17 protein-coding genes are annotated in these 13,401 nt (G+C 51.8%); 11 read left to right on the forward strand and 6 right to left on the reverse strand.

Annotated elements, in window-relative coordinates; all coding sequences use genetic code 11:
* Positions 1-16 precede the first annotated feature (16 nt).
* Both kdsD and ACREYP_RS01715 read right to left on the reverse strand, forming a co-directional pair.
* Complete coding sequence (gene kdsD, locus ACREYP_RS01710; protein WP_336818817.1) at positions 17-1,003, reverse strand: arabinose-5-phosphate isomerase KdsD; 987 nt, start codon at positions 1,001-1,003, stop codon at positions 17-19.
* Positions 1,004-1,019: 16 nt separating this feature from the next.
* Positions 1,020-1,997, reverse strand: a complete 978-nt coding sequence (locus ACREYP_RS01715) for a calcium/sodium antiporter (protein WP_008454825.1) — start codon at positions 1,995-1,997, stop codon at positions 1,020-1,022.
* Between the two features lie 229 nt (positions 1,998-2,226).
* Here ACREYP_RS01715 and mlaF point away from each other — a divergent pair, with 229 nt between their 5' ends.
* The 7 genes from mlaF (at position 2,227) to murA (ending at position 7,041) form a co-directional block, all read left to right on the forward strand.
* Complete coding sequence (gene mlaF / locus ACREYP_RS01720) at positions 2,227-3,042, forward strand: phospholipid ABC transporter ATP-binding protein MlaF (protein WP_008454824.1); 816 nt, start codon at positions 2,227-2,229, stop codon at positions 3,040-3,042.
* 7 nt (positions 3,043-3,049) lie between these two features.
* Entirely contained in the window at positions 3,050-3,832 is a 783-nt protein-coding gene (mlaE, locus tag ACREYP_RS01725) for a lipid asymmetry maintenance ABC transporter permease subunit MlaE (RefSeq protein WP_008454823.1), read from the forward strand.
* A 4-nt stretch (positions 3,833-3,836) separates the two neighbouring features.
* Positions 3,837-4,388, forward strand: coding sequence for an outer membrane lipid asymmetry maintenance protein MlaD (gene mlaD / locus ACREYP_RS01730; protein ID WP_008454822.1), 552 nt, complete (start codon positions 3,837-3,839; stop codon positions 4,386-4,388).
* A gap of 17 nt (positions 4,389-4,405) precedes the next feature.
* Entirely contained in the window at positions 4,406-5,035 is a 630-nt protein-coding gene (gene mlaC / locus ACREYP_RS01735; protein WP_008454821.1) for a phospholipid-binding protein MlaC, read from the forward strand.
* Positions 5,035-5,337, forward strand: coding sequence for a lipid asymmetry maintenance protein MlaB (gene mlaB / locus ACREYP_RS01740; protein WP_008454820.1), 303 nt, complete (start codon positions 5,035-5,037; stop codon positions 5,335-5,337). Before mlaC ends, mlaB begins: the two co-directional genes overlap by 1 nt.
* Positions 5,338-5,470: 133 nt before the next feature.
* Positions 5,471-5,725, forward strand: a complete 255-nt coding sequence (gene ibaG / locus ACREYP_RS01745; protein WP_008454819.1) for a BolA family iron metabolism protein IbaG — start codon at positions 5,471-5,473, stop codon at positions 5,723-5,725.
* 53 nt (positions 5,726-5,778) lie between these two features.
* Positions 5,779-7,041, forward strand: coding sequence for a UDP-N-acetylglucosamine 1-carboxyvinyltransferase (murA, locus tag ACREYP_RS01750; protein ID WP_008454818.1), 1,263 nt, complete (start codon positions 5,779-5,781; stop codon positions 7,039-7,041).
* A gap of 45 nt (positions 7,042-7,086) precedes the next feature.
* Here the strand turns inward: murA and sfsB are convergent, their stop codons facing one another.
* Together sfsB and ispB are read right to left on the reverse strand one after the other, a co-directional pair.
* Positions 7,087-7,350, reverse strand: a complete 264-nt coding sequence (gene sfsB / locus ACREYP_RS01755) for a DNA-binding transcriptional regulator SfsB (RefSeq protein ID WP_008454817.1) — start codon at positions 7,348-7,350, stop codon at positions 7,087-7,089.
* Positions 7,351-7,583: 233 nt separating this feature from the next.
* Positions 7,584-8,555 carry an octaprenyl diphosphate synthase gene (gene ispB, locus ACREYP_RS01760; RefSeq protein ID WP_008454813.1) on the reverse strand — a complete coding sequence of 324 codons (972 nt, stop codon included), beginning with the start codon at positions 8,553-8,555 and terminating at the stop codon, positions 7,584-7,586.
* Positions 8,556-8,815: 260 nt separating this feature from the next.
* Between ispB and rplU the strand changes: the two genes are divergently transcribed.
* The 4 genes from rplU to cgtA all read left to right on the forward strand — a co-directional run bounded on the left by rplU (position 8,816) and on the right by cgtA (position 11,649).
* A complete protein-coding gene (gene rplU / locus ACREYP_RS01765) occupies positions 8,816-9,127 on the forward strand; it encodes a 50S ribosomal protein L21 (RefSeq protein ID WP_008454812.1) in 312 nt (103 codons plus the stop codon).
* Between the two features lie 19 nt (positions 9,128-9,146).
* Entirely contained in the window at positions 9,147-9,404 is a 258-nt protein-coding gene (rpmA, locus tag ACREYP_RS01770) for a 50S ribosomal protein L27 (RefSeq protein ID WP_007673187.1), read from the forward strand.
* Positions 9,405-9,494: 90 nt separating this feature from the next.
* Positions 9,495-10,460 carry a DMT family transporter gene (locus tag ACREYP_RS01775; protein WP_336818818.1) on the forward strand — a complete coding sequence of 322 codons (966 nt, stop codon included), beginning with the start codon at positions 9,495-9,497 and terminating at the stop codon, positions 10,458-10,460.
* Between the two features lie 16 nt (positions 10,461-10,476).
* Positions 10,477-11,649 carry an Obg family GTPase CgtA gene (gene cgtA / locus ACREYP_RS01780; protein ID WP_008454808.1) on the forward strand — a complete coding sequence of 391 codons (1,173 nt, stop codon included), beginning with the start codon at positions 10,477-10,479 and terminating at the stop codon, positions 11,647-11,649.
* 35 nt (positions 11,650-11,684) lie between these two features.
* Here cgtA and pmrB read toward each other — a convergent pair whose 3' ends face one another.
* Together pmrB and pmrA are read right to left on the reverse strand one after the other, a co-directional pair.
* Positions 11,685-12,740, reverse strand: a complete 1,056-nt coding sequence (gene pmrB, locus ACREYP_RS01785; protein WP_336818819.1) for a two-component system sensor histidine kinase PmrB — start codon at positions 12,738-12,740, stop codon at positions 11,685-11,687.
* Positions 12,737-13,399: a two-component system response regulator PmrA gene (gene pmrA / locus ACREYP_RS01790; protein WP_008454804.1), complete on the reverse strand. Its 663-nt coding sequence runs from the start codon at positions 13,397-13,399 to the stop codon at positions 12,737-12,739. The genes pmrB and pmrA overlap by 4 nt, the downstream gene beginning before the upstream one ends.
* Between the last annotated feature and the right edge of the window lie 2 nt (positions 13,400-13,401).

The following is a 13,401-nucleotide window of genomic DNA, read 5'->3' on the forward strand; positions in this document are numbered from 1 at the left end:
TAAGGCTAATCCTTTTTTAAACTACGCCCGCGCGTAGCATGTCATGCATATGTACCACACCCAGCAACTGGTCGCCATCCGCCACCATAACCGAAGTAATATGGCGTGACTGCATCAGGTTTAATGCGTCCACAGCTAATGTGCCAGGGCGTACGCGAATGCCTCCCGTTGTCATGACATCCGCAATACGTAAGGTATGTAAATCAACACCCATATCGAACACGCGACGTAAATCGCCATCGGTAAAGATGCCCTCTATTTTCATCAGGTCATTGCAGATGACCGTCATCCCCATATTTTTACGTGTAATCTCCAACAGCGCATCCCGCAAAGAGGCTTCTTTGCTTACGTGCGGGATATCATCACCCGTGTGCATGATATCGTTCACGCGGAGTAATAGCTTACGCCCCAGCGCGCCGCCAGGATGAGACAGAGCAAAATCTTCAGCGGTAAAACCACGAGCTTTCAGTAACGCCACGGCCAGCGCATCGCCCATAACCAGCGTCGCCGTTGTGCTGGAGGTTGGCGCGAGGCCGAGAGGGCAAGCTTCCTGAGGCACTTTGATGCACAGATGAATATCCGCTGCACGACCCATTGAGCTTTCCGGGCGGGCGGTCATGCAAATCAAAGGCACCTGAAGGCGCTTTAATACCGGGATGAGCGCCAAAATTTCGTTCGACTCGCCGGAATTAGAAATCGCCAGGATGATATCCTGTGCCGTGACCATGCCTAAATCACCGTGGCTGGCTTCTCCTGGGTGCACAAAAAAGGCTGGCGTGCCGGTACTGGCAAAGGTTGCCGCGATTTTTTTCCCAATATGACCCGATTTTCCCATCCCCATGACAACAACTTTACCAGGACAATAGAATATCTTCTCACAGGCCAGCGAGAAATCGTCGTTGATGTACTGGTCGAGTTGAGCCAGGCCTTCACGTTCAATATTGAGCACGTCTTTGCCCGCTTGTTGAAAGTCAAAACCCGGCGCTAAATCTATATGAGACATAATTCCCGTTTCCGCTTTATTCGACGACAGGTGGCGCAACGAACCACAGCACCACAATCCATATGATGAATCCACATGTTAACAGAGCGCCCGCGAGCTTGCCGATTTGGCGAGGTTTGCGCCAGCAGAGCAGGGCAAAAACAGCACTTACCGCTAACATCAACCAATAATCCCGGGCAAAAGCTAACGGGTTGAGGTGGCCCGGTGCCACCAACGCAGGAATGCCAAGCACAAACACAACGTTAAAAATGTTCGAACCGATGATATTACCAATCGCAATGTCATCTTCGCCCTTGCGCGCGCCGGCTATGGCGGTCGCTAATTCCGGCAGACTGGTACCAATCGCAATGATCGTCAAACCGATAACCAGTTCGCTTACGCCAAAATAATGGGCAAGCACCGAGGCATTATCGATGACCATCCGCGTTGCCATCGGCATAATAACCAACGCCACTCCCAGCCATAAAAATGCGACGGACAGACTGCCTTCTTGAGGGAGTTCGGCCTGCTGCTCCCGCGTCAGACTATCGATCCCCTGCCGTTCAGCAAGGCGGCCTATTCTAATGATAAAGAGTAGATATAACACTGCGATTGTCAGCAGCATGACGCCCTCGGCCTGCGTCAGTTCACCGTCATAGAGAAACAGACCTGCGGCGGCACTCACCGCCAACATTAGAGGCAATTCACGACGTAGAATATCGGAATTAACGGTAAATGGGTGCAGCAGCGCGGCGAGCCCCAGGATCAGCATAATGTTAGTGATATTTGAGCCGATAGCTGTCCCTACGGCCAAATCCAACTGGCCGTGCAGCGCTGACGTACTGGCGATGATAATTTCAGGCAGTGAAGTGCCAATGCTGACCACCGTCATGCCGATAATCAGCGGCGGGATCCCGATGCTGCGACAAAGTATCGCTGCGGCGAAAACTAAACGGTCGGCACCATAGACCACCAGGAGTAAACCAATAATTAATAGCGCCGTAGCTAACAGCATGAAAAATCCTTTATTAGGGTATAATCGCCGATCCTGGGGGGCTGAAGGGTCGGGCAAAACGAAGTGCAGCCTGAGCCTGGCGATAAGTCTTAATTCTGACTTTATGCGGCGAAAAAGTAAAACAAATGCCAGCTTTCGCTAACCTGCGCAGGTAATATTCTGTAAAAATGTTGGGTTTTAGCATCCCTTTGAGGCCATGCTTGCCGGCAAACATAAAAAAGGAAGGGCGATGAGTCAGACAGAAGCCAATCTGGTTGAGATCCGTGGGATGAGTTTCTCTCGCGGCGAGCGCCAGATCTTCGAGAATATTTCGCTGACGGTACCACGCGGCAAGGTGACGGCGATCATGGGGCCATCGGGGATCGGTAAAACTACGCTGTTGAAGCTTATTGGTGGGCAGATCCAGCCGGACAGCGGCGAGATCCTTTTTGATGGTGAGAACGTACCGTCGATGTCGCGCTCACGGCTTTTTACCGTGCGTAAACGCATGAGTATGCTGTTCCAATCCGGCGCCTTATTTACCGATCTTAATGTGTTTGAAAACGTGGCTTATCCACTGCGTGAACATCTTCAGTTACCAGAACCGCTATTGCACAGCACGGTGATGATGAAACTGGAAGCCGTGGGGCTTCGCGGGGCGGCCAATCTTATGCCTTCTGAATTATCTGGCGGGATGGCGCGCCGCGCGGCGTTGGCCCGTGCTATAGCGCTTGAGCCAGACTTGATTATGTTTGATGAACCTTTCGTCGGACAGGATCCCATTACCATGGGCGTGCTGGTTAAGCTTATTTCAGAACTTAACAGCGCTCTTGGCGTCACCTGCATTGTGGTATCACACGATGTACCAGAAGTATTAAGCATCGCGGATTACGCTTATATTGCTGCCGATCAGCACATTGTTGCTCAAGGTAGCCCGGCGGAATTGCGTGAAAACCACGATCCACGCGTTAGACAGTTCCTTGATGGGATCGCGGATGGCCCGGTGCCATTCCGTTATCCAGCCGGGGATTATCAACAAGATTTATTACCTGGAACGAGGAGCTAAACTGCTCATGCTGCTAAATGCACTGGCATCTCTCGGGAGACGCGGGATAAAAACCTGCGCTTCGTTTGGACGTGCCGGACTGATGTTATTCAACGCGCTGGTAGGGAAACCGGAGTTTCGCAAGCATGCGCCGTTGCTGGTTCGTCAGCTTTATAATGTCGGCGTACTGTCGATGTTGATCATTATGGTTTCCGGCCTGTTCATCGGGATGGTGCTTGGCTTACAGGGCTATCTTGTGCTGACGACTTACAGCGCTGAGTCGAGTCTAGGCATGCTGGTGGCGCTTTCACTGCTCCGTGAACTTGGCCCGGTTGTTGCCGCGCTACTGTTTGCCGGGCGTGCGGGTTCTGCTTTAACCGCTGAAATTGGCCTGATGCGTGCGACGGAACAGCTGTCCAGCATGGAGATGATGGCTGTCGATCCGCTGCGCCGCGTCGTTTCACCGCGATTTTGGGCTGGGGTTATCTCGCTGCCGCTTCTGACGCTTATCTTCGTTGCCGTGGGCGTTTGGGGTGGTGCTCTGGTGGGCGTGAACTGGAAAGGCATTGATGCCGGTTTCTTCTGGTCAGCAATGCAAAATGCAGTCTCATGGCGGCTGGATTTGGTTAACTGCGTCATTAAAAGCGTAGTCTTCGCCATTACCGTAACGTGGATTGCGTTATTCAACGGGTACGATGCTATTCCGACTTCTGCCGGGATTAGCCGGGCAACCACGCGCACCGTTGTGCACGCTTCTCTGGCCGTTTTGGGCCTCGATTTTGTGCTGACAGCACTGATGTTTGGGAATTGAGTTCATGCAAACAAAGAAATTTGAAGTTTGGGTTGGTGCTTTTCTGCTGGTCGCGCTGGTCGCTATTATTTTTCTCTGCCTGAAAGTGGCGAATGTTACCTCTCTGCGTAGCGAACCGACTTATCGGGTATATGCCACCTTCGACAACATCGGTGGCCTGAAAATGAGTTCGCCGGTTCGTCTTGGTGGTGTTGTTATTGGTCGAGTTGATGGTATCGCTCTTGACCCGAAAACCTATTTGCCTCGCGTAACGCTGGACATTGAACAGCGCTACAACCAGATTCCGGATACCAGCTCTCTGGCGATTCGCACGTCTGGCCTGTTGGGTGAGCAATATATTGCTCTCAACCTCGGCTTTGACGACCCGGAACTGGGGTCATCTATGCTGAAAGATGGCAGCACCATTCAGGATACGAAATCTGCTTTGGTTCTTGAGGATCTGATAGGTCAGTTCCTTTACAAGAGCGGCAACGGCGACAATAAGAATTCTGGCGATGCTGAAGCACATTCCGCAGGCCATACTGATGCTGCACCGCAGTCAGGTACTACGAATTAATTTAAGAGGAACAAGTGATGTTTAAGCGTCTTATGATGGTAGCTATGTTGGTTATCGCCCCATTTGCGATGGCGGCAGACCAGACCAACCCTTACAAATTAATGAATGAGGCGGCGCAGAAGACCTTTGATCGCCTGAAAAACGAGCAGCCTCAAATTCGACAGAATCCGAATTATCTGCGGGATATCGTTGGCCAGGAACTGCTGCCTTATGTTCAGGTAAAATACGCGGGGGCGCTGGTGTTAGGGCGTTACTACAAAGATGCCACGCCTGCGCAGCGTGACGCTTACTTCAAGGCTTTTGAAGAGTACCTGAAGCAGGCCTATGGTCAGGCGCTGGCGCTGTATCACGGTCAGACTTATCAAATCGCCCCGGAGCAACCTCTTGGCAATGCTGATATTGTGGCGATCCGTGTGACGATAATCGATCCAAATGGGCGTCCACCAGTGCGTCTTGATTTCCAATGGCGTAAAAATAGCCAAACCGGGAACTGGCAGGCATACGATATGATTGCCGAAGGGATCAGCATGATCACCACCAAACAAAACGAGTGGAGCGACCTGCTCCGTACGAAAGGTATCGATGGTTTGACCGCGCAGCTGCAGTCGATTTCGAAACAGCCAATTACCCTGGACAGTAAAAAGTAATGGCGGAAGAACTAAGCTGGAAGCAGGACGGTGCAACGCTGCATTTCTTCGGAGAGCTGGATGGCGTCACCGTTAATTCGCTTTGGCAGCAGCGTGAGAAAATGGTCACGGGTATCAATCTCTTTGAGCTAAGTGGCTTAACTCGCGTTGATACCGCCGGGCTGGCGTTGCTTATTCACCTGACAGCCATCGTGGCTCGCCAGGGGAACAAGATTGAGCTTAGGGGCGCTACTGATAATTTGCGCACGCTGGCTCAACTCTACAATCTGCCAGAGGCGCTATTGCCACATCTGGCAGGCTAATGATTTCAGCACGTTACTTTCAAAGCCCTCGAACTGCTAAGTTCTGGGGCTTTTTGCTTATTTAAGCGGACGCCACTTTCCTCTAAGATGTGTGGCTTATTTCATCATTTATTAATCGACGAATAGATACCCCATGGAAAATCATGAAATTCAGACAGTGCTGATGAACGCACTGCCCCTCCAGGAAGTCCACGTCTCAGGCGATGGCAGCCACTTTCAGGTTATAGCGGTGGGTGAGTTATTCGCCGAGTTAAGTCGCGTCAAAAAACAGCAAACCGTGTATGCCCCGCTGATGGAATTTATCGCGGATAATCGCATGCATGCTGTGTCTATTAAGACCTATACGCCAGAAGAGTGGGCGCGCGATCGCAAACTGAATGGTTTTTGAATCATCGGCTCAGGCTGGTGATAACGTTTTGAATTTAAAAGAGAGCAGTTTCAATGGATAAATTTCGTGTGCAGGGGCCTACCCGCCTGAGTGGAGAAGTCACAATCTCAGGGGCTAAAAACGCCGCGCTGCCAATCCTCTTCGCCGCGCTTCTGGCGGAAGAGCCGGTAGAGATTCAGAACGTTCCAAAACTGAAAGACATTGATACCACGATGAAGCTGCTGAGCCAGCTGGGTACCAAAGTTGAGCGCAACGGTTCCGTCTATATTGACGCCAGCGGCGTAAATATTTTCTGTGCGCCATATGACCTGGTGAAAACCATGCGAGCCTCTATTTGGGCGCTAGGACCACTGGTTGCTCGCTTTGGCCAAGGGCAGGTTTCTCTGCCTGGTGGTTGTGCCATTGGCGCTCGTCCGGTGGATTTGCACATTACTGGTTTGGAGCAGTTGGGTGCGGAGATTAAGCTCGAAGAAGGCTATGTTAAGGCGTCGGTAAATGGCCGCCTTAAAGGTGCTCATATCGTGATGGATAAGGTCAGCGTGGGTGCAACCGTGACCATCATGAGTGCGGCCACGCTTGCGGAAGGCAAAACGATCATTGAAAACGCTGCCCGTGAACCGGAGATCGTCGATACTGCGAACTTCCTTAACACCCTGGGCGCGAAGATCAGCGGTGCGGGCACCGATCGTATTACTATCGAAGGCGTTGCTCGTTTGGGCGGGGGCGTTTACCGCGTGCTGCCTGACCGTATTGAAACCGGGACGTTCCTGGTGGCTGCGGCAATCTCTGGCGGTAAAATTCTTTGCCGTAACGCACAGCCGGATACTCTGGATGCTGTTTTGGCGAAACTGCGTGAAGCTGGCGCGGAAGTTGAAACGGGTAAAGACTGGATCAGCCTTGATATGCATGGCCAACGTCCAAAAGGCGTAACGGTGCGTACTGCTCCGCACCCAGGTTTCCCTACCGATATGCAGGCGCAATTCACCCTGCTGAACCTGGTGGCGGAAGGGACGGGCGTTATCACCGAAACTATCTTCGAAAACCGCTTTATGCATGTGCCTGAATTAATCCGTATGGGCGCGCATGCTGAGATCGAAAGCAATACAGTTATCTGCCACGGTGTCGAAAAGCTTTCCGGCGCTCAGGTAATGGCAACCGATCTTCGTGCGTCTGCAAGTCTGGTTCTGGCGGGCTGCATCGCAGAAGGGACAACGATAGTGGATCGTATTTACCACATTGATCGCGGCTATGAGCGTATTGAAGATAAGCTTCAGGCGCTGGGGGCTAAGATCGACCGCGTCAAGGGAAGCGAGTAAACATCCTCCCTTAAAGACGGATAGCCGGGGCATGCCCCGGCTTTTTTATAGCTGCCGGATCTTCCGTGTTCGGTCGATAAACTCACGTGTCACCGGGTCGTGGTAGCGTGAAGGCCAGATAACCTGCGGTGCAACACCTAAAGCCTTAGCGATAATAAACTCCCCTTTGGGCCAGGGGCGAGACAGCGCATTGGCGAGTGTTGATGAGCTTAAACCTGACTGGCGTGATAAGGCCGCGAGCGACGTTTTCTTTTTTCGCAGTCCGGCAATAATGTCCGCCGGATGCCAGTCCACAAATTGATTTTCCATAATCTCTCCCTGTGATCTTACTAATCCTGCTCTGAGATGAGCGATGGCACAGGAAATTTATAACATAAAAATTTCCAAATAATTCCAGTAAGTGCAAGGAATAATAGATTCTGTGTTTTCATCCGCAAATATGATGAAAGCTAGTGAGAATGAAATATTTAGGAAAGAGGGAAGGGTTGAGGACCTGTTTTACTGGAAACTTTAGCGCGCCAACTGGCGCGCTAAAGTTGATGTTAGTGGTCGCGTTGAACGGACATGTGCGCCAAAGAAATTAGCGCTTCACGGTAAGGAGTATCAGGCAGCACAGAAAGGGCATCGATTGCTTTATCTGCCTCTTCTTCGGCGCGTTGACGAGTCCATTCCAGAGAACCGCAATCCGACATAGCTCTCAGTACGGGATCCAGTAAATGACGGCCATTTCCCTGTTCGATCGCTTCACGAATCATCTGAGCCTGCTCTGGTGAGCCGTTGCGCATGGCGTGTAACAGCGGCAGCGTCGGTTTGCCTTCGTTCAGATCATCGCCGACATTTTTACCCAGCGTTTGCCCATCTGAGCTGTAATCCAGCAGGTCATCAATGAGCTGGAACGCAGTACCCAGGTACCGCCCATAATCCTGCAGCGCTTTTTCCTGAATCTCCGTTGCGCCTGCCAGAATTCCAGAGCATTGAGCCGCAGCTTCAAACAGGCGGGCCGTTTTGCTGTAAATGACCCGCATATAGCTTTCTTCAGTAATGTCTGGGTCATTACAGTTCATCAGCTGTAGCACTTCGCCTTCAGCGATAACGTTTACGGCCTCTGACATCACCTCCAGCACTTTCAGCGAACCGAGGCTGGTCATCATCTGGAATGCTCGCGTATAGATGAAATCACCGACCAAAACGCTCGCAGCGTTGCCGAAAGCGGCATTGGCTGTGGCTTTACCCCGACGCATATCTGATTCGTCCACGACGTCATCATGAAGTAGCGTGGCGGTATGTATAAATTCGATCAGCGCTGCAATTCTGACATGTGCTTGCCCTTCGTAAGCAAGCGCCCGCGCGGCAAGCACGGCAATCATTGGGCGGATGCGTTTACCGCCACCGCTGACGATGTAGTAGCCCAACTGGTTGATCAGTTGAACATCGGAATTCAATTGCTCAAGGATTGTCGCATTGACACCCGCCATATCTTGCGCGGTTAACTCATTAATTTTTTCTAAATTCATCGCAAAAGTCTGGCTTTCGTCCTGTTTATTCCATATCCATATGGCATAACGAGAGGGTTGAGGTTCGATACTGTAGTACAGATTGTACTGAAAAAACGAGGCAGATAAACGGTGTGTGTGCTGTTGCGTTTTTTTTCTACGGTAATTGACGATCGGGCTTGTCAAACCCTCACGATTTGCGTAATATTCGCGCCCTATTGTGAATATTTATAGCGCTACCTGAAACCTATGTAAGGTAAGCGCGGAAAGCGGAGTTTTATATGTACGCGGTTTTCCAAAGTGGTGGTAAACAACACCGAGTAAGCGAAGGTCAGACCGTTCGCCTGGAAAAGCTGGACATCGCAACTGGCGAAACTGTTGAGTTCGCTGAAGTTCTGATGATCGCAAACGGTGAAGAAGTCAAAATCGGCGTTCCTTTCGTCGATGGTGGCGTTATTAAAGCTGAAGTCGTTGCTCACGGTCGTGGCGAGAAAGTTAAAATCGTTAAGTTCCGTCGCCGTAAACACTATCGTAAGCAAGCGGGCCACCGTCAGTGGTTCACTGATGTGAAAATCACTGGCATCAGCGCCTAAGACCTGAGGAGTAGATTAAATGGCACATAAAAAGGCTGGCGGCTCAACTCGTAACGGTCGCGATTCAGAAGCAAAACGCCTGGGTGTAAAACGCTTTGGTGGTGAAACTGTACTGGCTGGTAGCATCATCGTTCGTCAACGTGGCACCAAATTCCACGCTGGCAACAATGTAGGTTGTGGTCGTGACCACACCCTGTTTGCTAAAGCAGACGGTAAAGTGAAATTCGAAGTTAAAGGCCCGAACAATCGTAAATACATCAGCATCGTTGCTGAGTAAGTTTTTCGGTCCGGTAACGGATGAAAGCCCCGCAACGTGTTGCGGGGCTTTTTACATTGTACGCCTGGTAAATTAAGACAGGGAATGGGCATGGGGCAGCAGGCGGGAATCGGTATTCTTTTAGCGTTAACCACGGCGATGTGCTGGGGGGCGTTACCCATAGCGATGAAGCAGGTGCTTCCGGTGATGGCGCCACCGACCGTGGTATTTTATCGATTTCTGATGGCCAGTATTGGCCTGGGTATTTTTCTTGCGATTCGGGGGAAATTACCGCCGCTCAGGATGTTCCGTAAGCCCCGGTGGCTAGTGCTGTTAGCGATCGCCACTGGGGGATTATTTGGCAACTTTCTGCTCTTTAGTTCTTCCCTGCAGTATTTAAGTCCTACTGCGTCTCAGGTTATTGGCCAGCTTTCTCCTGTCGGGATGATGGTGGCGAGCGTAGTAGTGCTAAAAGAGAGAATACGTGGCACGCAGATTATTGGTGCCATGATGCTCTTGTGTGGTCTGGTGATGTTCTTCAACACCAGTCTTGTAGAGATTTTTACCCGCCTGACGGATTACACCCTTGGTGTTATCTTCGGCGTGCTGGCGGCAACGGTTTGGGTCAGCTATGGTGTGGCGCAGAAAGTGTTATTACGCCGGTTAGCCTCACAGCAGATCCTCTTTTTGTTGTACACTTTATGTACTATTGCACTTTTGCCGCTGGCAAAACCTGGTGTGATTTTCCAGCTCAATAGCTGGCAACTGGCATGTCTGGTTTTCTGCGGTCTGAATACGCTGGTAGGCTATGGCGCGCTCGCTGAGGCGATGGCGCGCTGGCAGGCCTCCCAGGTTAGCGCCATCATTACGCTAACCCCGTTATTTACGTTGCTGTTCTCAGACCTGCTGTCTCAGGCCTGGCCCGAGTATTTCGCCATACCGATGCTTAACCTTGTGGGTTATATCGGGGCTCTCGTGGTTGTGGCTGGTGCGATGTATTCCGCGATTGGCCACCGCCTTTGGGGGCGCTGGCATAAAACCGAAACGGTCACGCCGGTGCAGCGTTCGGGCGAATGATTTACGGAGAAGTAAGATGAAGTTTGTTGATGAAGCAACGATCCTGGTCGTAGCAGGTGATGGCGGTAACGGCTGCGTTAGCTTCCGTCGTGAAAAATATATCCCGAGAGGCGGCCCGGACGGTGGTGATGGTGGTGACGGTGGTGACGTATGGCTTGAAGCCGACGAGAACCTGAATACGCTTATCGATTATCGTTTTGAAAAGGCCTTCCGCGCAGAGCGTGGCCAGAACGGCCAAAGCCGCGATTGTACCGGTAAACGTGGGCATGACGTCACTGTAAAGGTACCAGTGGGTACCCGAGTGATCGATCAGGGCACCGGTGAAACCATGGGCGATATGACGCAGCATGGTCAAAAGCTGATGGTTGCCAAAGGCGGCTGGCACGGTCTGGGTAATACCCGTTTTAAATCCTCCGTAAACCGTACCCCACGTCAGAAAACGATGGGGACTCCGGGTGAAAAACGCGATCTGCAGCTAGAGCTGATGCTGCTGGCCGATGTCGGTATGCTGGGTATGCCAAATGCGGGTAAATCTACCTTTATCCGCGCGGTATCTGCAGCGAAGCCAAAAGTGGCTGATTATCCGTTTACTACGCTAGTGCCAAGCCTGGGCGTTGTTCGTATGGACAATGAAAAGAGCTTCGTTGTCGCGGATATCCCGGGGCTTATCGAGGGCGCAGCTGACGGTGCTGGTCTGGGCATTCGCTTCCTTAAGCACCTTGAGCGCTGCCGCGTATTGCTGCATCTCATTGACATTGAGCCTATCGATGGCTCTGACCCGGTTGAAAACGCCCGCATCATCGTTGGCGAACTGGAGAAATACAGCGAAAGCCTGGCGTCAAAACCTCGCTGGCTCGTGTTTAACAAAATCGATCTGATGGATAAAGCGCAGGCAGAAGAAAAAGCGAAAGCCATTGCCGAAGCGCTTGGTTGGGAAGATAAATACTACCTGATCTCCGCTGCCAGCCAGATGGGCGTCAAAGATCTCTGCTGGGATGTGATGACCTTTATCATCGAGAACCCCATTACGGCGGCTGAGGTCGCTAAGCAGCCAGAGAAAGTCGAGTTTATGTGGGATGATTACCATCGCCAACAGCTCGATGAAATGGAAGCTGAAGCAGAAGAAGACTGGGATGACGACTGGGATGATGAAGACGACGAAGGCGTCGAAATTATCTACCAGAAGTAAGTCTCAACGAAGAAGGCCGGTGCTCCCGGCCTTTTTTATTGGATGTTGTTCGGAAGCCAGCAGTCAGCCTGCAAGCCGCCTTCCGCACGATTGCCCAACGCCAGGCGGCCATGGTGAAGTTGAACAATCCGCTGCACAATGTTCAGACCCAGTCCGCTACCGCCATAGCGTTGATCCATACGCCTGAAGGGCTCGGTGATTTGTTGAAGATATTCGTTTTTAATGCCCGGGCCGCTGTCGGCCACGCTCAAGATCGTTCCACCCTCTTTTTCCGTCAATGCTATATGAATTTCGCCTTTTTCCGGGCTATAGCGGGAGGCATTTTCCAGCAGGTTACGCAACATTAAACGCAGCAGCACGGCATCACCTTGCACGGTCAGAGCGGATGCTGCAGGCCAGATTAGCTTTTGCGAGCGCTGTGCCGCCAACTCTTCCATTTCCATTTTAAGCGGCGCCATGATGTCGTCACTCCAGACCAGCGTATTGTAATGCCCGCTGGCCAGAGCTTGCCCGGCGCGCGAAAGCATCAGGAGCTGTTCAATGGTATGCATAAGCTGATCGATACGTGTTAGCAGCATCGGGGCCTGCGCTACTCCATTTTTTACCATCAATTCCAGATGTAACCTGAGACCAGCAAGCGGTGTTCTCAGTTCATGGGCCGCATCGGCAGTGAATAAGCGCTCCTGTTGAATCGTATGATCCAGCCGGCCAAGCAGCTGGTTGAGGGAATTGGTTACGGCCACCATTTCGTCCATGTCGGAAAACATAGGCAGGGGAGTGAGGTTGTCGGCTGAGCGGTTAGCCAGGCTTGAACGCAGCTGATTCAGCGGGCGGGTTATCCAGGTAATTGCCCAGAAAGAGAAAAACAGCGTAAAGGCAACCATGACCAGAGAAGGCACCAACAGGGAAGCAATCGCTTCACGAATCTCTTTTTCGACCTGCTGGTTTCGGGCTTTTGCGGAGAGCGTTTCACTCACCAAAAAACCAATCTGCTCACGGCTCTCATGCCACAGCCAGACAACGCTAATCAACTGGAAGAAAAGAAGAATAAGCGCCAGCAGGATCATCAGGCGCCGGCGCATGCTGCTCATGAGCGGCTTTCCAGCCGGTAGCCAACGCCGCGCACGGTTTTGATTCTGTCTTTGCCTAATTTTCGGCGTAGGTTGTGAATGTGTACTTCAAGGGTGTTGGAGCCGGGATCGTCCTGCCAGCTGTAAATATCCTGCTGTAGCGTTTCACGGTGGACCGTCTGGCCGATTCGCATCATCAGGCGTGTCAGAAGAGCGAACTCTTTGGGCGTAATTTCTACAGCCTGATTGGCGAGTAGCACCTGCTGAGTCTGCAAATTGAGGGTTAAATCGTCTTCCTGAAGCAGATTGTCGCTGTGTCCCTGGTAGCGACGAATCAGCGCTCTCGCACGCGCCTGCAGTTCTGCAAGCGCAAAAGGCTTAACCAGATAATCATCCGCGCCGGAGTCCAGACCATTTACTCTGTCTTCAAGCGCGTCACGAGCCGTCAGGATAAGCACCGGATTTTTTACCCCACGCCGACGCCATTGACTCAACAGCGTGGCACCGTCTTTGTCCGGAAGCCCCAGGTCGAGAATGATCAGGCTGTATTCACCGCTTTGCAACAAGGCATCAGCCTCCGCAGCCGTCGCGGCGCAGTCCAGCGCGTAGCCTTCCCCACCTAACGCCAGCGCAAGACCTTCCTGTAACAGTAAATCGTCTTCAACAATAAGCAGTTTCATAA

The sequence above is a fragment of the Enterobacter sp. TMH.L2 genome (assembly GCF_050847315.1).
Lineage (GTDB): Bacteria > Pseudomonadota > Gammaproteobacteria > Enterobacterales > Enterobacteriaceae > Cedecea.

Coding starts and splice junctions, on each gene's coding strand:
- kdsD (WP_336818817.1), bottom strand. CDS start 1,003: ATGTCTCATATAGATTTAGCGCCGGGTTTTGACTTTCAACAAGCGGGC.
- ACREYP_RS01715 (WP_008454825.1), bottom strand. CDS start 1,997: ATGCTGTTAGCTACGGCGCTATTAATTATTGGTTTACTCCTGGTGGTC.
- mlaF (WP_008454824.1), top strand. CDS start 2,227: ATGAGTCAGACAGAAGCCAATCTGGTTGAGATCCGTGGGATGAGTTTC.
- mlaE (WP_008454823.1), top strand. CDS start 3,050: ATGCTGCTAAATGCACTGGCATCTCTCGGGAGACGCGGGATAAAAACC.
- mlaD (WP_008454822.1), top strand. CDS start 3,837: ATGCAAACAAAGAAATTTGAAGTTTGGGTTGGTGCTTTTCTGCTGGTC.
- mlaC (WP_008454821.1), top strand. CDS start 4,406: ATGTTTAAGCGTCTTATGATGGTAGCTATGTTGGTTATCGCCCCATTT.
- mlaB (WP_008454820.1), top strand. CDS start 5,035: ATGGCGGAAGAACTAAGCTGGAAGCAGGACGGTGCAACGCTGCATTTC.
- ibaG (WP_008454819.1), top strand. CDS start 5,471: ATGGAAAATCATGAAATTCAGACAGTGCTGATGAACGCACTGCCCCTC.
- murA (WP_008454818.1), top strand. CDS start 5,779: ATGGATAAATTTCGTGTGCAGGGGCCTACCCGCCTGAGTGGAGAAGTC.
- sfsB (WP_008454817.1), bottom strand. CDS start 7,350: ATGGAAAATCAATTTGTGGACTGGCATCCGGCGGACATTATTGCCGGA.
- ispB (WP_008454813.1), bottom strand. CDS start 8,555: ATGAATTTAGAAAAAATTAATGAGTTAACCGCGCAAGATATGGCGGGT.
- rplU (WP_008454812.1), top strand. CDS start 8,816: ATGTACGCGGTTTTCCAAAGTGGTGGTAAACAACACCGAGTAAGCGAA.
- rpmA (WP_007673187.1), top strand. CDS start 9,147: ATGGCACATAAAAAGGCTGGCGGCTCAACTCGTAACGGTCGCGATTCA.
- ACREYP_RS01775 (WP_336818818.1), top strand. CDS start 9,495: ATGGGGCAGCAGGCGGGAATCGGTATTCTTTTAGCGTTAACCACGGCG.
- cgtA (WP_008454808.1), top strand. CDS start 10,477: ATGAAGTTTGTTGATGAAGCAACGATCCTGGTCGTAGCAGGTGATGGC.
- pmrB (WP_336818819.1), bottom strand. CDS start 12,740: ATGAGCAGCATGCGCCGGCGCCTGATGATCCTGCTGGCGCTTATTCTT.
- pmrA (WP_008454804.1), bottom strand. CDS start 13,399: ATGAAACTGCTTATTGTTGAAGACGATTTACTGTTACAGGAAGGTCTT.